This is a genomic window from Chryseobacterium sp. YR221, assembly GCF_900176315.1.
GTDB lineage: Bacteria > Bacteroidota > Bacteroidia > Flavobacteriales > Weeksellaceae > Chryseobacterium > Chryseobacterium rhizosphaerae.
Genome location: NZ_FWXM01000007.1, coordinates 247,164 through 266,421, shown reverse-complemented (window position 1 = coordinate 266,421; position 19,258 = coordinate 247,164). Strand labels below are relative to the sequence as shown.

General features: G+C 34.6%; 15 protein-coding genes and 1 tRNA gene. 6 read left to right on the top strand and 10 right to left on the bottom strand.

Translation table 11 applies throughout. The features are described 5' to 3' along the window. Positions 1 to 136 precede the first annotated feature (136 nt). Positions 137 to 964, bottom strand: a complete 828-nt coding sequence (locus tag B8967_RS19910) for a hypothetical protein (RefSeq protein ID WP_084087471.1) — start codon at positions 962 to 964, stop codon at positions 137 to 139. Positions 965 to 1,675: 711 nt separating this feature from the next. Here B8967_RS19910 and B8967_RS19905 point away from each other — a divergent pair. Beyond that, the gene (locus B8967_RS19905) at positions 1,676 to 2,677 is read left to right on the top strand and encodes a helix-turn-helix domain-containing protein (RefSeq protein ID WP_084087469.1); all 1,002 of its coding nucleotides are present in this window, start codon (positions 1,676 to 1,678) and stop codon (positions 2,675 to 2,677) included. Between the two features lie 121 nt (positions 2,678 to 2,798). On the opposite strand, the gene eco is transcribed toward B8967_RS19905, so the two are convergent. Continuing rightward, positions 2,799 to 3,287, bottom strand: coding sequence for a serine protease inhibitor ecotin (gene eco / locus B8967_RS19900; protein WP_047486390.1), 489 nt, complete (start codon positions 3,285 to 3,287; stop codon positions 2,799 to 2,801). Between the two features lie 44 nt (positions 3,288 to 3,331). Then, positions 3,332 to 9,244: an alpha-2-macroglobulin family protein gene (locus B8967_RS19895; protein ID WP_084087468.1), complete on the bottom strand. Its 5,913-nt coding sequence runs from the start codon at positions 9,242 to 9,244 to the stop codon at positions 3,332 to 3,334. Positions 9,245 to 9,262: 18 nt separating this feature from the next. Between B8967_RS19895 and B8967_RS19890 the strand changes: the two genes are divergently transcribed. The 3 genes from B8967_RS19890 to B8967_RS19880 all read left to right on the top strand — a co-directional run bounded on the left by B8967_RS19890 (position 9,263) and on the right by B8967_RS19880 (position 11,740). Then, positions 9,263 to 10,018 carry a UbiA prenyltransferase family protein gene (locus B8967_RS19890; RefSeq protein WP_084087466.1) on the top strand — a complete coding sequence of 252 codons (756 nt, stop codon included), beginning with the start codon at positions 9,263 to 9,265 and terminating at the stop codon, positions 10,016 to 10,018. Between the two features lie 3 nt (positions 10,019 to 10,021). Continuing rightward, on the top strand, positions 10,022 to 11,101 hold the full coding sequence (gene recF, locus B8967_RS19885; protein WP_047486237.1) for a DNA replication/repair protein RecF: 1,080 nt from the start codon (positions 10,022 to 10,024) through the stop codon (positions 11,099 to 11,101). Between the two features lie 342 nt (positions 11,102 to 11,443). Beyond that, positions 11,444 to 11,740 carry a hypothetical protein gene (locus B8967_RS19880; protein ID WP_084087464.1) on the top strand — a complete coding sequence of 99 codons (297 nt, stop codon included), beginning with the start codon at positions 11,444 to 11,446 and terminating at the stop codon, positions 11,738 to 11,740. Between the two features lie 82 nt (positions 11,741 to 11,822). Here B8967_RS19880 and B8967_RS19875 read toward each other — a convergent pair whose 3' ends face one another. From B8967_RS19875 to B8967_RS19865, 3 genes are read right to left on the bottom strand one after another with little or no spacing between them, the layout of a single operon-like run. Next, a complete protein-coding gene (locus tag B8967_RS19875) occupies positions 11,823 to 13,853 on the bottom strand; it encodes a recombinase (RefSeq protein ID WP_047486239.1) in 2,031 nt (676 codons plus the stop codon). Between the two features lie 19 nt (positions 13,854 to 13,872). Beyond that, the gene (gene mtgA, locus B8967_RS19870; protein WP_047486241.1) at positions 13,873 to 14,517 is read right to left on the bottom strand and encodes a monofunctional biosynthetic peptidoglycan transglycosylase; all 645 of its coding nucleotides are present in this window, start codon (positions 14,515 to 14,517) and stop codon (positions 13,873 to 13,875) included. A gap of 44 nt (positions 14,518 to 14,561) precedes the next feature. Then, on the bottom strand, positions 14,562 to 15,608 hold the full coding sequence (locus tag B8967_RS19865; RefSeq protein ID WP_084087462.1) for an ABC transporter substrate-binding protein: 1,047 nt from the start codon (positions 15,606 to 15,608) through the stop codon (positions 14,562 to 14,564). A 59-nt stretch (positions 15,609 to 15,667) separates the two neighbouring features. On the opposite strand from B8967_RS19865, the gene B8967_RS19860 reads away from it, so the two are divergent. After that, positions 15,668 to 15,741, top strand: a tRNA-Arg gene (locus B8967_RS19860). 204 nt (positions 15,742 to 15,945) lie between these two features. Here the strand turns inward: B8967_RS19860 and gwsS are convergent. The 4 genes from gwsS to B8967_RS22595 form a co-directional block, all read right to left on the bottom strand. Further along, positions 15,946 to 17,094 (bottom strand): grasp-with-spasm system SPASM domain peptide maturase, encoded by a 1,149-nt coding sequence (gene gwsS / locus B8967_RS19855; protein WP_084087460.1) that lies wholly within the window; start codon positions 17,092 to 17,094, stop codon positions 15,946 to 15,948. Between the two features lie 69 nt (positions 17,095 to 17,163). Then, positions 17,164 to 17,352: a hypothetical protein gene (locus B8967_RS19850; protein ID WP_047486253.1), complete on the bottom strand. Its 189-nt coding sequence runs from the start codon at positions 17,350 to 17,352 to the stop codon at positions 17,164 to 17,166. Then, on the bottom strand, positions 17,321 to 18,313 hold the full coding sequence (gene gwsG / locus B8967_RS19845) for a grasp-with-spasm system ATP-grasp peptide maturase (protein ID WP_084087459.1): 993 nt from the start codon (positions 18,311 to 18,313) through the stop codon (positions 17,321 to 17,323). Before gwsG ends, B8967_RS19850 begins: the two co-directional genes overlap by 32 nt. 69 nt (positions 18,314 to 18,382) lie before the next feature. After that, positions 18,383 to 18,547, bottom strand: a complete 165-nt coding sequence (locus B8967_RS22595; protein ID WP_179140090.1) for a hypothetical protein — start codon at positions 18,545 to 18,547, stop codon at positions 18,383 to 18,385. 245 nt (positions 18,548 to 18,792) lie between these two features. On the opposite strand from B8967_RS22595, the gene B8967_RS19840 reads away from it, so the two are divergent. Continuing rightward, positions 18,793 to 19,065 (top strand): helix-turn-helix transcriptional regulator, encoded by a 273-nt coding sequence (locus B8967_RS19840; RefSeq protein WP_084087457.1) that lies wholly within the window; start codon positions 18,793 to 18,795, stop codon positions 19,063 to 19,065. Positions 19,066 to 19,258: the final 193 nt, after the last annotated feature.

The window sequence follows — 19,258 nt, the reverse complement described above, 5'->3', positions numbered from 1 at the left end:
ATTAAAATAACAGACTGGTAAAAAACATAGCTCCTTCTATAATGGAAATGCTCCGATGCAATATCGAAGCACTTCCTTCCTTGATTATAAAAAAAAGTAAACAAAATTAGTCTACTACCCCATTTTCTGTTTGATACTAGAATACCTCAGCGGCTAATGAATACATTTCATCACTTCCGTCCTTTAGAGGACCGGCTGCAATAGAGTTTCCGTATCCGCAGATCCCATATAAGTTCATTGCAAAGTTTTTAGGGCTTTTATCTGCTCTTATTTCACTTGAATAAAGCAGGTAATAGTACCCCCATTGATTATTCCAGGCTGCAGCATCTGTATTCTGCCACTGATCAAAATTAGCTGGAGTAAATGATAGATTTACCCCCGTACTATTGTGAGTAACCGGACCATGCCAATGCGAGTAACTTGTTATAGTCACATTATTATCCGGTTTATTAATCAGTCTCACTTGAAGTCGGTTATTCCCCTTTCTGGCATTGGTTCCAATATCCGGATCTGTAGCCATGTTATCCACAATTGCAAATCGAATCATCAGGTTCAACTCAGGAACAAGAAGATTCGGTTTCGAATACCCCCCTGCTGAATTGGCGGCATTCCTGCCACGATATTTAGATTTATAGACATTACTTCCGTTAGTCTCATTATTATCTTGTCCTCCAGCTGATTTTGTCCACTGAGGGGCTGAAGGAGTTCCTATATTTACATAAATTCCAGCCCCCATAGATGCACTTCCTTTATGATAGACTACTAATCCGGTTGCAGGATTAGGAATGGTTACTCCATCTGTAGCCGATGTAAGCGTAAGCCTGGTTGGTAAAAACCCTTTATTAGGTGACTCCAGGTGCAATATTGCCGAGAGATCCGGTGTACTGGTATTTATTCCCACTTGTGCATTCACAAGACTTAAGCCGCAGATTCCAATCATTGCTAGTATTTCTTTCCCTTTCATTTGATAATTGTGTTTTAAAAATTCTTTTTTCCGTTATGTGTTTGTTTAATAATTTTAATAAAAATAAGAGGGGCTCATCGTTGTGTTTTTAGAATTGTTTTTTTTCATTTTTTTATACCCCTCTTTTCTGTATATATGGTACACTTTTTTAATTTGTGTTCATTTTATTGATATATCTTTTTTAAAGGTTGAGGTTTAAAAAGAGTGAGAAAATTGTTACAAAATAATTTTGAATAATTACTCACCCTAAAAAGCATCAAATCAAATAAAAAAAATAATGTTTCATTTATAACTTTTATAATTCAAATAATAGTTGTGCCTTCTTTTCTACTTCCCAATCTTTATTTTTTAAGAATATTTTATTTCATAAAAAAGAAATCATTTACATCAAAAAATCACTTTATGTGTAATTTATTTGTTAGATAAGCTATGTTGAAAAAAAACATATGAAATCATGTAAAAAATTCATTTTTCATATCAATAAGTCATTCAACTATCGTGTTTTTTTATAATTTTACATTGCAAACTTAACGGTACAGCAAGTAAAATGATAAGCAAAACAAAAAAAGATGAACACATAACAAAAAAAATAACAAAACACTGAAAATGAATGAATTAAATTTAAATTTTATATTTTCATACATGAAAATAATCTCCATAATCGCATATGAGTTTATAAAAAACAACTTCTAACTATAATGATATTGTATTATGGAAAACATTAAAGAGAAATTACAGGGGTTAGAATATTCATTTGCCAAAAAGCTCATATTTTTACTCTTACTGAAACAGATTATCATTGTATTTTCTGATCTTTATTTTGTGGGTACCCGCTACTTATTTTATGATGTGGTTTTAATATTAACCGTTACTCCTTGCTATGTATTCACATTGGTTTCGGAAAATTATAATTTTCAAAAAGTGGGTAAGTTCGCAGTGGGCTATTTAATGCTTTTAAATATCATTTTCAGTATATTATACTACAAGGACTTTCCAAGTGTCATTTCGTATATTTTTATGTTCCCTATAGCCCTGACATTTTATTATAGCATCCGGAAGTCTATTTACATCTCAACACTTTTCTTTCTAACGATCCCTTTCAGCCTGTTATACAACTATTATTTTGTTGATAACGTGGACAAAAGTGATTCTTTGTACTATACCTTCTCAAATACGTACACAGTCGTCTGTGCATTTATCTTATTCTGTGTTTGCTTCTACTATCTTATACAGATTCAAAAACTAAAAGCCGTTTTAGTTTTTTTGGAAGAAAATTCTGTCACGATCGATCCGTTCCCTGTCTTAGAGAAGAAAGAAAAAATCAGGCTTGTTCAGGAAAGTTTTTTGGAAGACATCGATTTTCCTATTCCGTTTTATGAAGATTTATTTTCAAAAATTGAAGACTATATGAAATCTCAAAAACCCTGGAGAAACCCTGAGTATAACCTGAAACAACTCGCTAAGGATGTAAATTCCAATACCCAATATGTTTCCTCAGCGATCAACAGCTGCAGCAGGAATAACTTCAAATCTTATTTGAATGATTTCAGACTGAATGCATTTATCAGCCTTATCAATAATAAAAATGAAGAATTCTCATTAGAAGACGTATATCTGACGATTGGTTTCTATAACAGATCAACTTTTAACAGGGTTTTTAAGTCTAAATTTCAAATGACCCCTCAAGAGTATCTCAGCAGTCAATCCATCTAATTGTATGAGAGTACTGCCTTGATAAAATCAGATTAAGAATATGCAGCATTCCAGACATCTTACAACAAAAAAACTCCCCACATTGCTGTGAGGAGTTTTTATTTATAATAAGCTAGCTGATTTAGTTCTGAACTGCTTTTTTCATCGCAGCATCCGGACGTAAAACTCGGTAACGCACTTCAAAATCTTTAGGAACATAGAATACAATTGGTAATTTACTGTTGTATCTCATTGTTTCCGGCTTAAGCGTTACAAACTTCTTGGTAAGCTTCTGCCCCGGACAAGCCATTAATGTCCCTCCGGTCTCTCCTTTGGATTCTACTTCATAATAGTTGTATCCCCATCCCTGAAGATCCTGGTCTTTCATTTCTCCCATCATGAAGTACTTATTACAGTCCAACATTTTTTCAGCCCCCACAAAAACCTCAACTTTTAAGTCGCTTTCATTTTTTGCTACCGGCAACTGAATATATACTTGTTTATATCCTTCTTTAGCTTTTGGGAACATTTCAATCTGTAGTTTTTCAAACTTTTCAGCTTTCTTTTGTGCGAAAGCATTTACCCCAGCCATCAATATCAATCCTGTAATTAAAGTTTTTGAAAATTTCATTTTATTTGGTTTTAAAATTCTAATTACTTCCCTATAGCCAAAAATCATTCCAAAATCTGAACAGCCGTTCCTTTTGTATGGGCATTCATCTGTGGAGCATAGTAATTCTGCATGGTAGTAATCCCGTTAGAGAATTTTCCGGATGCATTAGCCACTACGTCATATTCAAAAACATACTTCCCTTTCGGCATGTACTGGATATAAAAATTGGTAGAGGCATCTTTTGCTGACTGGTAATAGCCCAGATTATTTTTCCATTGATATCCTGACAGCGCATCGATAGGCTCAAAGCCTGCAGCACGCATATCTTTAATATGAATAAATTCCATAGCTCTGTCCGTATTCAGAATCATTCTTACCGTCACTTTATCTCCTACTTTTAAAGGAGTTTCAGGTGAGATTTTCTGAAGCTCTTCTCCGTTTACTGTCTTTACTTTTTTATACAGCTCTTTGGTTACGGAAATATAGTTTTCTGAAGATTTAATTTTATCAAGATCTTCATAATATTGCCAGAATAACCCTCCCTGAACAATTCCAGGACCAGGTTTGGTAACCGTCACACTAGCCAGGTTTTTATCTATTGCATCTGTTTTTACCGTTGATTTCACGTAGCCTGTTGCCTGAGTTTGCGGAATCAGTTCTTTTCCACCCCAAACAATGGTTGCTTTATCGCTTTCTGCACCGGTCCATGATTTCCCTGAATTTAACAGGGTAAAGATCACTTCTGAGGTTCCTCTTGAACTTCCCCATGAATTCACTTCTTTTTGGGTCACCAGCCAGATCTTCATTTCTTCAATCAATTTCTGGTCATTAGGTTTCAGCTTATTGAAAGCCTCCAGTGCTCCTGCATGGTTCACTACTTTTGAACTGAACCAGCCCCAGTCGTTTAGGTTTTGTTTCCAGTATACCCCTTGTGTTTTTGTATCTGTAGAGGTTTCTTTAAGGTAAGTCATTAATTTATCCGATACATCTTTCAAACCGTAATCGTTCATCAATAATGCTGCACGGTGAAGTCCGAAGAATGTAAAGTCTGTAATTTTTGCTGTCTTTGCTTTCTGTTTTACCAGTGATTTCAATGCAGCTCCTTTACCTTTCAAAGGATATTGTTTTTCCCAGTAGTTTCGGGTATCAAGATAATCCAGAGCCCAGTTATTCCAGATATCTCCGTTCTTCAGATCATAATACTTGCTGATCTCATTATCAACATACTGAATCAGGTTAGCCACCAGATCCTTCTGTTCTGAAGTTTGATAATCTTTCACATTATCTTTTACCCATGCATTGATTTTTCCTAAGTTTTTAAGAATGTATAATGAAGTTCCGTACGAACTTGGATATCCTGCGTACCATGAGAATCCACCATCAGGATTCTGTAGTTTTTTGAAATCATCCCAGTCCTGGTTAATAGAGTTTTTCATGGTATTGGCATCAAACAATAATGCCAGCTTCTGCATTTGCTCCCCTTCATTTTTACTTTCCAATACCCAAGGCGTTTCTTCCAATAACAATTGTTTCAGCTCCTGATTTTTTTCAAGATTGGAGTTTAATAATCCTTTGTTCTGATATTCTTCAAAAATAGTTTTCATTTTCGGATTGGCCTTGAAGATTTCAGAAGCCACTACATCTGCAAACCACTTATTGAAGATTACATCTGCAGAGCTGTTTGAGTCATTTTTCAGGCTTGGAAGAGCAAACATAATTTCCCAGATCGGATTGGTAGTCAGTTCCAGTGTATTGGAAACATTAGACGCCGTTGCGGACGTATTATTTTTAAGGTTATCCAGTACAAATGTTTTTGTTTCGCCTTCTTTTACAAAAACCGGAACAGCATCTGTCACCAGCATTCTGTTTGGCAATATTGCTATAGCCTGCTGTTCTCCGTCAGAATACGCTCCTGCTTTTGCCACGACCTTCAAAATAACAGAAGATACATTATCCGGAATTTTTAATTTCCATGTCAATGCCCCATTTCCGTTTTCAGCCAGATCAAAATTCTGTGTTCCTGATACCACTCCAAATTTTGAAGAGATATTTTCATTGGTAAACGCATCTAAAATCTGCAGCTCCGCGGAACCATTCAGTTTTTTATCCGTTAGGTTAGATAATTTTGACTGTAAATTCAACTCATCCCCTTCTCTTAAAAATCTAGGATAATTTGGAGTAACAGAAAATTCTTTCTGTGTGACTACTTCTTTTTCCAGGGTAGCAGTTCTGGCATCTTTGGTATGTGCCAGGAACATCAGTTTCCATTTCGTAAGGGCTTCCGGAGAAGTAAACTCAAAGTTTACATTTCCTTCGGCATCAGTTTTAAGATCAGGATAGAAAAATGCGGTTTCGTTCAGGTTCTGACGAACAGGAACTTTATCCAAGCTTTCTTCTTTAGTCAAGTCGGGTGGAGAAGCATCTACTTTCGGAGCTTTTACCGGTTCCGGAACCACATTTTGAATGACTTCTAATCGTTCTTCCGCACTTGCCTTTCTCATCACGACACTACTTATAGCACCGGCAGCTCTTGGTGGTGGCGGTGGTGAATAAGCGCCTCCCACAGCATCTGAAGCTTCCATTTCAACCATACTGTTATAATATGCTTCCTGATCAAACCAATTAAACTGTGGAACTTCCACATATTTTCCATTGAAATATCTCAGCCTATTCTGATAACTTTTCTGTTGCAGGTAGTTTCTGACATCATAAGACGTAAGAACGCTAAAAGGTACATACAGTTTATTCCAGCTAAAAGCATTAGCCGCAAACTGATCCAGAGACATATCATACATATTGGCTAAGACCTCAGCATTTACTTTCTCTTTATCATTTCCGGTTACTTTTACCGTCCATTTTTCTTTTGCATTAGGTTCCAGCTTATCTCTGAAAGTTACGGTCTCAATTTTTAAAGGCTGTTCGGAATCTTTTATTTTCAAAGCTACAGCCTGGGTATTTACATCATTGAATGCAACCACCTGGAACTGGATATTCAACTGTGAAACTCCTTTATCTTTTGGTATATCAGCAGTATACTCTAATACTCCTTTTTTAAGCTGGTGAGTTTCTGAAACTGTTTTTCCTGATCCATCCTGAACAAAGACATTGACCCATACATCAGGAACTGCAGAATATACATATATCTTCACTTTCTCACCTCTTGATACTTCATCTTTCGGAGCTATAACGGTCAGAAATGTTTTTTGTACCGGCTTCAAGGAAGTTTTGTCCCAAACACTGAAATATTGAGAAGATTTTATGGTGTCTTTTCCTTCGATATTGAAGAGTTCCAACTGATAATCTCCTGCCTCAAGCTTTCCTAAATCTAACTGAGTTGAAAGCTGAGCATTATCAGTTGATGCAGGCTGTTGTTTTTCAATCAGTACTTTTTCGGTTTTCCAGTTTTTAATTTCATCGTTTTTATCAAACAGATCATGGGGGAATTTGCTGATAAATTCTTCTTTTGAATATTTCGGAAGATTCTGTATTTCAGCTTTAAAATTGTCCCTGAAAATCCTGTCCGGTGTGCTAAGTTTAGCTAACTTAACCTGGTATGATTTTTTAAGATTCTGTTCGTTATAATTCTTTGTTTCTACTTTCAGGCTTACATTTTCACCAGTGAATGTATTTTGAATATTATCGGCTTTAATGTAATGAGAAACTGAAGCTACTTTCAGCTGGGTATTGGCAGACTGCGTTTCCCCATTGATGTCTGTCACTGAAGCATTGATCTCGTAATTATCAATCTGTATGCCTTCCAGTTTTTCATCTTTTTTAAGATCCAAACGAATGACAAATTCTCCCTTTTCATTCGTTTTAGCCTCTCCAAGGATAGAATTTTCATTGGTATCATTCTGTGGGTACCATGAGAAATACCTCCATCTGATATTATGTTTTTTGATTTCGTAATGCACCGTGGTATTGCTTAAAGCAACTCCCGAAAACATCAGTGCTTTTCCTTTCAGGTCTATGATCTGTCCGTATTTGTACTCATCTTTTACAGGATCGAAGGTAACTTCAAACTTAGGTCTTTTGTACTCTTCAACCCTGATATCTTTATATCCCTGGGTTTCTCCGTCTGTTCTCAGGTAAAAAGTACCGTTCAGTTTACCTTTTGGAAGAATAAAGCTTCCATGATAAGATCCAAATTCGTTGGTGGTAAAGTCTTGTGAGGAAACATCCTGGCTATTGGTATCCACCAGCGTTATTTTCTGTTTCAATCCTGAAAGTACAGATTCCACTTCTTTTTCCAGCTTCGTATTGACTACTTTGAAATACACCGTCTGACCGGGTCTGTATATCGCTCTGTCTGTAAAGATCTGCGCCGTAGTACGGGATTGTTTATTTGGATTATAGTCTTCCACATTTCCTCTGTTTCCATATACCTGCATGATCTGGAAATCATTAGTCTTAGGCTGTTGGATCAGGAAGGTTCTGTAATATTCATTGCTTGCTGTAGAAGGAAATTTAAAAACCCCTTTTTCATTGGTTTTCCCCTCTACTTTATTTAATGTTTTATTCGCTATAAATTCATAAAACACAAGATTTTCATTAGCAGCAGGCTGTCCGTTTCCAGTATTCACCAATTTCAATTCGTTGGAAAGCGGATTTCGGTCTGTTTTATTCTGATAGATAATTTTGTTCCCGGACACCAGGAAGTAAAGATTCTGTTTAGCATCTATATTTTTTAAGTCTGCTCCAGCTACGGAATACTCTACGACATACACCCCTGATGGAAGAGGCTTAATCTCCAGTGAAGTTTTGTGAAGCTGATAATCTTTAGGATCCGGAAGCTGATATGTTTCTTTTCTTACCAGATTCTTTTTAACCTTCTCAAATGCATTGCCGTATGAGTTCTGAATATACTGAAGCAGTGAAGTGAAGTTATCTTTTACTTCATAAATGTTCAAAGAAAACTCATCTACATTTTTATACTCTGCCACAAAGTGAATCGGCAGGTTGTTTTGGGTCTGCTGCTCATATTTAATGTTCAGCAATGGGTTGACAATTTGATTTTCCTTATTCTTAATATTCTCCAGAAACGGAGATTTTGGATATTCGCTTTTAGCCTGTGCAGCAACGGCTATGGCTTCTTTCGATTTTTTCTTGGCGATCAGTTCACTCATGATATCTTCCATGATAATCACTTTATAATCTCCTTCTACATTGGACTTCATAAGTCCCTGAAGCTGTTCCAGTTTATCTTTGCATTGATTGAAATTACAGTTTTCAACCAATTTTTCTTTCATAAAGTATAACTTTGAGTTCCCTTCATTCTGTGCAATCAGTTCATCAAAGACTGCATTGATTGATGTACGGTTTTCTGCAAGTTCATTCTTTGTGAATATATTGTTTTCAGACAGAAAAGAGATCTTCTTCAACGCATACCAATCAAATAACGTAGGAAAATAAGCTATATTTTTAACCCCTGAAAAAACCTCTTTGTACTTTACTAAAGAGATCTTTTTCATTTCTGCCTTCTGCTGATCGAGTTCCTGATAAGCTTTGGTTAAATAATTTTTAAAATCCAGCTTACTCCAGGTCTCAATTTGTAAAAGATCCTGGGAATTGATATTGGTTCTTCCGTCTATTTTCCAGGAGTTTTGATTATAATAATCCAGAAAAAAACTATTTAACAGAACTTTGTACACCAACTTCTCTTCACCCTTCAGTTTTTCCTCTGTTTTCTGAAGTTTTCCAAAGAATTTTGAAGCGGCATCATTCTGATCGTCATCTACCGTTTGGTTTACAATACTGAATTCCGCCTTTAAAGAACGGATCAGCTGGAGTGCATTATTTTCTTTCATTGCCTGGTTTTGTATGTCTAAAATAATGGGAAGATTAGATTTGTAAGCTCCCTTCTTGCTGTTTTCAACAATTTTTTTCCACTGGGCATCATAATATTTTTGCGCAAAAGCCGGTGAAAAGCACAGCATTAGAAGCAAAAGCATAAATATCTTGGAAAATCTTTTCATAAATATTAATTTTGATAAATGAACATTTTAAAAATACTGAAAAAAACCGTCATAGACAGTCAAATTTATGTCTCTTTAATGGGAACTCTTTTTGCAGTATTTTTCATGAAAGAGCAAAACACATTCCGTTTACCTACAATTCTGTTAATTTTCATCACGTATTTCAGTGGATATCTGTACACTAAATATCAATATACTAAGCATTTTCTCAAAATACTGGTTTTAAATGCTGTAGCCGGGGTAGTCTGTGCTTTTTTAATCATTCATAATCACAATGAAGTAAGACTTCTGAAATGGTTTATTATCGTCGTACTTGGATTGCTCTACAACAGCTTTTTTCTGGATGTATATATCCGGAAAATTCCGTTACTGAAAGTTTTTTATGTAGGATTAGTCTGGGCATTGGTCAACTGCTGGCTTACCCTTCCTGAATTTGATATTCCTATTTTCCTGATCAGTTTTTTCTTTATCACGGCATTGGTTCTTCCTTTCGATATCCGGGATATGAACAGTGACACAGTAAAAACATTTCCAATGCTGATAGGGGTCCAGAATACAAAATATATTGCTTACGCTCTGGTATTTATCAGCACCCTTCTTGGAGTTTTTTATCTTAAGCCTCTATACGCTGCCGCATTTTTCTTATCCGGCATCTTTACTTATATCTTCATCTATTTCGCTGATAATAAAAGAGATGACGCTTATTTTTCATTTGGAGTGGAAACCTGCTCTGCACTTCCTTTTTTATTTTTACTAATAATGGAGTATTTTTGACGAATGATTATCAAGAAACTCTCTCTTTACAATTTCAAAAACCATTCAGAAAAGAAGTTTGAATTTTCTCCACAGATTAACTGTTTCGTTGGAAATAACGGTGCGGGAAAGACTAATATTCTGGATGCCCTGCACTATTTATCGGTAGGTAAAAGTTTTTTGGGAAACACCGACCTCAATAATATTAAAAGAGAAGAAGATTTTTTCACCATTGACGCTGAAGTGCTGAATGAAGACAGCGAAGATATCATTAGAATCACCCAGCCTAAAGAATCTAAAAAGGTGATCAAAAAAAATGATAAAAGCTACGACAGAATGGCCGATCATATCGGGTATCTTCCGAGTGTAATGATCTCTCCTTATGACTCCAACCTTATCTCGGATTCAGGGGAAAGCAGACGGAAGTTTCTGGATTCTATGATCTCTCAAACGGATTCCGAATACCTTTTTGATCTGATCCAATATCAGAAAACCATCCAGCAAAGAAATGCATTGCTAAAATATTTTGCTAAAAACAGAGTATGGGACAAGGATTCACTCGAAATTTATGATGCCCCTATTACCCAGTTCGGAACCAAGATTTTTAAGAAAAGAAAAGAGTTTGTAGAACAGTTGAATCCTATTGTACAGAATTTTTATCAGATTATTTCAGGAGGAAAAGAAACTGTATCGGTGATCTATGAATCTCATTTATTAGAAAAGTCTTTTGAAGAACTGCTAAAAGAGAGTATCGAAAGAGACCGGATGCTTACCTACACTTCAAAAGGTATTCATAAAGATGATCTTCTTTTTGAAATGGACCATGTTTTAATCAAAAAAATTGGTTCCCAGGGTCAGCAGAAGTCTTTTCTGATCTCTTTAAAACTAGCGCAGATGAGTCTGGTAAAAGAGCTCACCCATAAGACACCCATCCTTCTTTTGGATGATATTTTTGATAAGCTTGATGACACCAGGGTTTCCCAGTTGATTGAACTTGTCAATAAGGAAAGTTTCGGACAGATCTTTATTACCGATACCCACAGGGAACGTACGGAAAGTGTAGTAAAGAAAATTAACGAAGAAAGTATAATTTTTGAGATATAGTGGGATACGAGATGCGAGATATGGGTGCCAGGGTGAATTGCAGGGTTAAAAAATGAGATATGAAGTATTCGGTATATTTTTTTGTCTTAACTTATTAGGCAAATGACACAGATGATATGAGCTACAGGAACCTGGACATTTACAAAATTGCAATGGATTTATTTTTATTTCCTCAGAGTTTGAAAAATTAAAAAATGAATATAATATACTAGGTGGAAAAATTAATGTATATAAAAAATGGCGTCAAAGACAACTGGAATGAAAATAAATGAGGGAAACAACTTTAAACACGGCTATTAATCTAAACCAAAAAGCTCGAAACACGAAACCCGCATCCCGACTATGAAAAATAAGAAAAAACGTGAATATCAATCGTCTGAACTTGTAAAATCTTTTGCCAGAATCTATGGTTTTGAGGACAAACTGGTGGCATTTGAAATCAAAGATTTTCTGGAAGATTATCTTGATGCCAGCCTCTTCAATGAAATCAGAAGTGTGAATATTGAAAAAGGATGCATCATTATTAAAATTGACTCTCCTTTATTGAAAAACGATTTTAAAATGCGTAAAAGCTTTTATCTGAAAAAATTTCAGGACAAATTCGGAGCAGATAAATTGAATGACCTTCAGATCCTATAATTCTTTTTAAGAAGAGAAGATAAACTCATAAAAAATGCTACCTGAGGTAGCATTTTTTATGAGTACTATATCCTGACACAGTTTAGTGTTCTTCAGATTTATTAGAGATTGTATTACTCATAAGGTCATCTGCTTTTTTATCTAACCCTGAGCTTAATGGCAGGAAGAATTTCAGCGGATGTTTAGCAAAATACCTGAATATTTCTTTATAGATCTCACTAACTTGTCCAAAGTTCATTTTTCTTGATCTGAAAGCCAGGAACATCGATAAACTAAAACTCACCAGGAAGTTAAAGAATCCGATCAGGAATACGGTAAAGAAAGACATCCAGAAAGTATAAGAATCTACTGAAAAATCTTTCCCGTAAAGTCCTAACGCAAAGTTTCCGGCAGCAAAGGTAATGTGTCTGATATCAAGATCCAGTCCGAAGAACATTCCTACCGGAGCGGTTGCCCCAAGGAATACACCAAACCAGAAATTGGAGACAATTCCGGGCCAGTTTTTAGCATAATATTTTGATAGTCCTTTCGCGAATTTCTTTCCAAAAAAACTTCTGATAGACAAATTCTTGGCAATTCTTTCGGGGATCTGATAAAATACAGAGTTGTTTCCTATATTCCCTGAGATGATTCCTGAAATAAAAAGATAGAAACCGGCAATACTTGCATGCAGAATTGCTTTCGATTTGAAAGGATCGAGGTCTTTTAACAGCTTATCAGATCTGTCAACAGCAAGATTTTGGGAGAAAAAGACATCCAACCCATAAATAATGGCAAGGGCAATTGGAAAAGCCAACAGTACATTTCCTACGAAGGCAATAAACTGGCTTCTGAATAATTTTGATACCAGATGGGCAAATTCCGCATTGTGTCTTTTACTGTTTCCTTCTTCAGACAGTACTTTCGTCATGGTAGCTGCCGTCATTGCAGGCTGTTTGGTAGCCAACGTAAATCCCATCAGGTAAATCATTACAAACCCCATCGCGTAGTTCATAGAGTACAGGAAAGCGTGCGAAAAGTCACTTCCCGGGATATACCCGTATAGCATTTTCAATACGCAAAGTGCTCCTACAATGATTCCACCACCACTCGCTTTATAGAACATCGTCATATATTCTTTACGGGTAGAGGTAATATAATGGGTTCCAGCTTCCGCTGTGTGGTTGGTAATAAGATGGGAAATCAGCCTGGTACTGTCGTTGATCAGGTCTGCTATATTATTTTTATGGGATTTATAGTTCAGGATATTAAAGATCAGCTGCTTGGATTTGATCATCACATCTTCGTCTGTGTCGATAACAAGCAATTGTACAATTTCATAAATCCTTTCCGTCTGCTGACGGATCTTCAGCAATGATTGATTGATCTTTCCTGAAATACCATATTTAGCCGAATTTTTAAAAGCAATGTTTACAAACTCCAGGCATTGTTCTGTATAGATCTTGATCTGTTTATAGCGGCTGTCCTTAGAATGCAGCTGTAAATCAGGATCTGTTGTAAGGTCTTCCGCTAACGCTTCCAGCTCATTCTGAAGGGCAAGAAACGGATTATCCAGATTTCTGTACTGTGGGGCCATTCTTACCACTTCCACTTCCATAGCCATCCCTGTAACCCTCCAGGAAAGGATATTCATAGAGAAAATAAGTTCCTTTTTAATGTTGGGTTTGATTATAAAATCAGAGGCGCCTAACATTACCAAAAACTCATCCATCTCATTTTCAGGAAGGTTGTGCATGTATCTCAGATCAGTTTTAGGCCTCAGACTTACATTATCAATCATATACCACACCGTTTTTTCATTTTCTACGGGAGGTAAAACCTTATTCAGGATCCTTTTTTTAAGCTCCGGAAAGAAAGCGTTTTCAGAAAGAATATTGGCTTCCGTCAGGGACAAATTGAAAGGCCTGCCTTTAAAAATATTGTGTATATAATTTTTAAAATTTTCAGCAAAATGGGGATTGCTTCTGAGAAAGTTGAGCACATCAGTAAAGTCCGCCTTTTTAATACTCTCTAAAAACTCTGCAAACGGTTCTAAAGAAAGGGTTTCATTCTTAAAAGAAAAGTATTTTTTAAGAACTGACTCAAAATTTGTGCTGGAATTAAAGAATTTCATTAGTACAAAGATACTGATACTATTTCAAACTCACATTCCTCATCTGTCTCATGATCCAATTATGTTTCTTTCTTAAATAAGGGGACGGGTTTTTAGGATCATATTTTTTGGGATTTGGCAATACCGCAGCAATCCAGGCTGCATCTGAAGCGCTTAAATCTTTGGATGGTTTTCCAAAATAATACTGAGCGGCAGCTTCTACCCCAAATACTCCCTGTCCCATTTCAATAGAGTTCAGGTATCTTTCAAGGATAATATCTTTGCTCCATACTTTTTCAATGATAAAAGTATACACGGCTTCCAATCCTTTTCTCACCCAGCTTCTGCCCTGCCAAAGAAAAACATTTTTTGCCGTCTGCTGGGAAATGGTGCTCCCTCCTCTTATTTTTTTGCCCTGTTCATTATGCTTCATTGCTTTTTCAATTGCGGTATAATCGAATCCGTTATGATCAAAGAATTTCTGATCTTCGGAGGCTATTACGGCTTTTTTCACATTATTTCCCATTTCATCATAGGAAATATAATCTCTGTGTAACTTTCCGTACTCAAAAATCCCTCCTATCTGGGTAATGGTAATAGGCGGATTGAAAAATCTACCCCAAATGATAAAAACCACATTCAGAACAAGAACGATGAAAATCAGCTGTTTAATTTTTTTCCACATAAGTTATCGTAAAAGGAAGTGCAAAAATAAGCAAATAGTCTGAGTTAGTGCAACTCTTTCATATAGGTTAGCTGATAATCCGGCAGAAGTTCAGGATGGAAGATTTTAATGCAATCTTTAAGGATAAGGTCTGCTCTTACTACTCCACTTTCAAAGAAATCATTGGCTTTCTGTTTTTCCTTTCCGGCAATGGTATATACTTTTCCTTTATTGAATACATCCAGTTTTCCATAGAAAGCATTCATTTTCAGCATTTCTTTTTTGGAAGCATGGCTTCCGGCATTCACCCAGTACTGTACGCCGTCTGTTTTTGCATATACTTCCTCAAAGCTCATCGTTAAAGCCTTTTCATCCTTATTATCTTTTAAGATATAGGAAGCATTGGCATCAGCAATATAATGGGCAACAGAAGTATTCCCCCCGGGAAGGTACCAAACATTGCCATACATTTCATTGGCTAGGACCACAGGTTTTTCTTTTGCCTTTAATGCCAGTTGTTTCAGCTCATTATAGTTTTTTTCAACTTCCTGGTATTTGGCTTCCGCTTCTTTTTCTTTTCCTAGAAATTCTCCGAAAAGTTTTATATAGGCTGTTTTTTCCAGGGGCTGCTGTTCCATATATTCATCCAGAAATATCACCTGAATTCCGTTACTTTTCAGCAGTTCATAGGTATTATCAAAACTTGCGATATGATTGGTAAAAATAGCATCCGGTTTCATGGAAATAATCTTCTCCACATCATATTTCTGCTCACTTCCCACATTTTGGATCTTTCCTTCTTTAAGCAGGTTCAGAATCTTTTCCGAATAAATATACTCCGGGCTCGACACTCCAATGATTAAATTTTCTGCTCCAAGTGCTGAAATATAGCCCGCCATACTTGCATTCAGCAGGATTATTTTCTTAAAAGGAGTTTGATTTTTATTAAAATTATAGGTAAAATTTCCCGATTTCAGCTCCAGAGCCCCATCATGTTCCTTAAATTGGGTACGACTGGAGATAGAAGTCCAATCTGAGGACGAAATTTTTGGTTCTCTTTTACAGGCAATTAGCGAAAAAACCGTGAATAGGAGTAAAATTCTTTGTTTCATCTTTCAAAGAAAAGAAAAAAGTGCTATATTTGCAAACCCTTAAACAACAAGGTAACAACGGCCTCGTGGCGCAACTGAATAGCGCATCTGATTACGGCTCAGAAGGTTACAGGTTTGAATCCTGTCGAGGTCACAAACGGCCAAAAGGCGCCAACTAAAAACAGTTGGCGCCTTTTATTTTACTTACTATAAGTATTTCCTATATTACGAATTCCAATAAGCCCAACATACAGAGAAGCTATTACTATCGAAAGTAAATTCTTAAGCAAGTAGAAACGCAGTCTTTGGCTCTGGGTTGTTGTAAAATGGGAAATTTTTTTTCAATGGTTGTGTATTATTATATCTTTACCAAATCTTGCATTTCGTAATAATTGATTGCTTTTTCTTTAAGTGGATTGGTACTCCATTCTTCCCATTCACCTGTGTATGGATTATATCCACATTTTAAAGGTTTTGAAGTATCTAAACCTTCAGAATGAGTATGAGTTCTTTCTGTATAAGCTCTACAATCTGTACAGATATACCGAAATTCACAATCTTTGCAAACTTCTATACTGTCTTTTGTTAGGTTCCAGTATTTTTTGAAATCAGGATGGGATAATGCTTCTTCTAAGGTAATATCTTTAATATTCCCGAAACTTTGAGGCATGGAAGGGCAGTTTCTAATGTTACCTTCAGAATCTATGGAAATTTTTTTGTAGAGACAGGAGTTGTGGCTGTTGGATAAAGTATATGTTTCGAGATTAGAATTAAAATATTTTGAAGAAATCAATCCGCAACTTTTTTGATTTATAATTTTATCCTCAACATAAGTTATGATTCTATTCAAATACTTTTCTTGTTTATATTTATCACATCCAAAATAAATCAATCTATTAATTTTATCATTTGACTTAATAATGTTTTTATTTAGCAATCTATTTCCTAATTTTATCTCATAAGGTAGGATGATTTCAATACCTTTTAGAGTAGTTCTGGATAGATTATTCAAAAATTTAAAAAACATATTTACATCAATTACATCATAACATCTGATTTGTAAATGTTTTATTCTCTTGGTATCAATAAATTGTGCAATGTGAACTGAATCTTCAAGAAAAAAAGATTCTTTACTTAAATCAATTATTATACTAGAAATTGGTTCAGCAACCTTATAATTTAAATTTAAAGGAATGAGTTCTTTTATGATTTGGGTATCTATGAACCCTATTTCATTGACTAATAAAAAATTTAAATAATCTTTTAAGTATTTTTCATTTTCTTTTCCATAGCTGTCATAAATTTCTTCAATGGAAAAATTTGGAAATTCTTCAGTGAGTAAAGTATAGAGAGAATTTGGAATCAGGTAATAATTATTTCTTTGTACATCGCAAATTATACTTCTTGTATGCCCATAAGTTACCAGGCAACAAGCAAATCTATTAAAATAAGTCATCTTAGTATTATCATCTAAAGGATAGGAGTCTGGTTTTGAAACATATTCCAATATTTCTTTTCTAAAATTAATTTCTATACAAGAGGTTAGAAATAAAACAAATCATATTATCTTTCACAATTAGCTGATAATTTTAGATATAACTATTCTAGAACCTTCAACAATATACCCTCTCGTTTGATACAAATCTGAATTAGAATACATCATTGCCGGAATATCACCCAATTTTTTATCTGATAATTCCTTTTGTATATTCCAGTAAGGAAGAGGAAGTTTTTTATTTTTTAATTTTGTTGTTATTTTCTTCATAATTTTTCAATATATATAATGCCATTTGTTCTTCTAAATGATAATTACATGGTTTGGAAACCATTCCAAACTGCCCTACAGGGTTTATTTCAAGAAAATAGTACTCTTCATCTTTTGAGACTATCATATCTATCGAGCAAGTTTTCAGATTTAATTCTTTAACTAATTCTTTTAACCTTGATTCTATCTTTACCGGTAATTTATAGGGTACATTTCTGTTGCTTTTCTTATAATTATAATTTCTAAAATCCACCTTGGTTTTCTTATCATTTTGAGAAAATATAGCCATAGAATAAAAAACATCGTCTATATAGAATATTCTAAGTTCAAATTTTTTATCTATTTTACTTTGAAGTTTGGTAGGAAAAATATGGCCCTCTTTTTTAATTTCACTTACTTCGCTTGTATACATCATATAATGAGAATCATTATCAAAAAGCGTTACAGCATCGCTTATAGGCTTTGTAATCAGACTTTTATCTGCTGCTAATTTGTTAATAATCTCTATTTTGTTAGCTATATAGGTGTCTGGAATTTTTAAACCATGTTTTTCAGCAAGTTTAAGAGTTTTCAGTTTGTTTAAACTTTCACTGTATGTATTGATCCAGACTGAATTGTCTAAAAACGATTCTAAAAACCTGTATATTGTTCTTAATTCGGAGAATAAATGATTTTCCAGGGTTTTGTTATTATGAAATTCATTAAAAATTTTAGGCTCAATATTTAGAAAGTCTTCATCAAAAGTGCGTCTAAACCAAATAGTATTTACAATTTGATTATCTATTTTTTGATTATTAAAATTAAATTCGGAATTGGAAATATCAATATAAAAGTCTTTACTTAGTAAATCATCACCATTTATTCTAACTATTACCTCATCGTCTTTTTTATGATGATACAACCAGTTTAAAACATTATCTGTTGTATTCTCACCGTAATTTTTACTAAAAATAATTATCATAATGTCAATCTTAAAATTAGGCTATTTGTAATAAATACAAATAGCCTATTTTAGTTTTTACCTTAGATTCTAATCATATTTAACGGTGTCATTAACATAATAGGTTCCGTTATAGGTATGGTCAGCTTTATAACTATCTTCTCCAACACCTGTTTCTGGGTCTAATGCCTTTCCTCCTTTTACTGTTTGCATTTTAAATTTTTTCAGCTTTAAGCTTTCTAACTTCTTTTTCATAAAATAATTTTAAAAATTTAATAATAATTTTTGCCATACAAACCCTGACATGGGTTGATGCTGATCAGCATTTTATATTTCTGTACTGTACACATACAAAAAGACACTTTCTGGTGTCATATTTTTCAAATGTATCAAACATAATTCACACAAAAAAGTAAAAATTATAGCTTTTTATAGCCTATTATTTTGTGTTAAAAAAAATATTCTATACTTTCGTTTCACTAATTTTTTTTCACAAAACCATGAACAACAAGTTAATTGCTGCACGAAAAGCAAGAAAAATTACGCAGGCAGATATTGCAACTTACCTTAAAATAAGCCAGACCCAGTATCAAAAAAGAGAAACAGGAAAAATTAAAATTTCGGATCAGGAATGGAAAGATATTGCCAGGCTGCTGGATGTTTCTGTAGAAGAAATTTTTGAAGAATATCCCAGTCAATATCTTGTATTACAAAAAAAAATAGAAATCTTAAAACTACAACTCAAAGCACTAAGTTTGGGGAAGAATATTTAGAATTTAATTGGGCTCAAATGAATCAAATCATCAATAAAAGTGTTGGAAGATACGATCGTCTTGGTCACACTTGGTCACAAAAAGCCAGAAGGCACCAAGTAAAGACAGTTGGCAATTTTTTTTATTTACTTATTACAAGTTTGAGATCCTGAATCAAACACAAAATTTGAGAAGATTTTTTAGTATTTCTTTT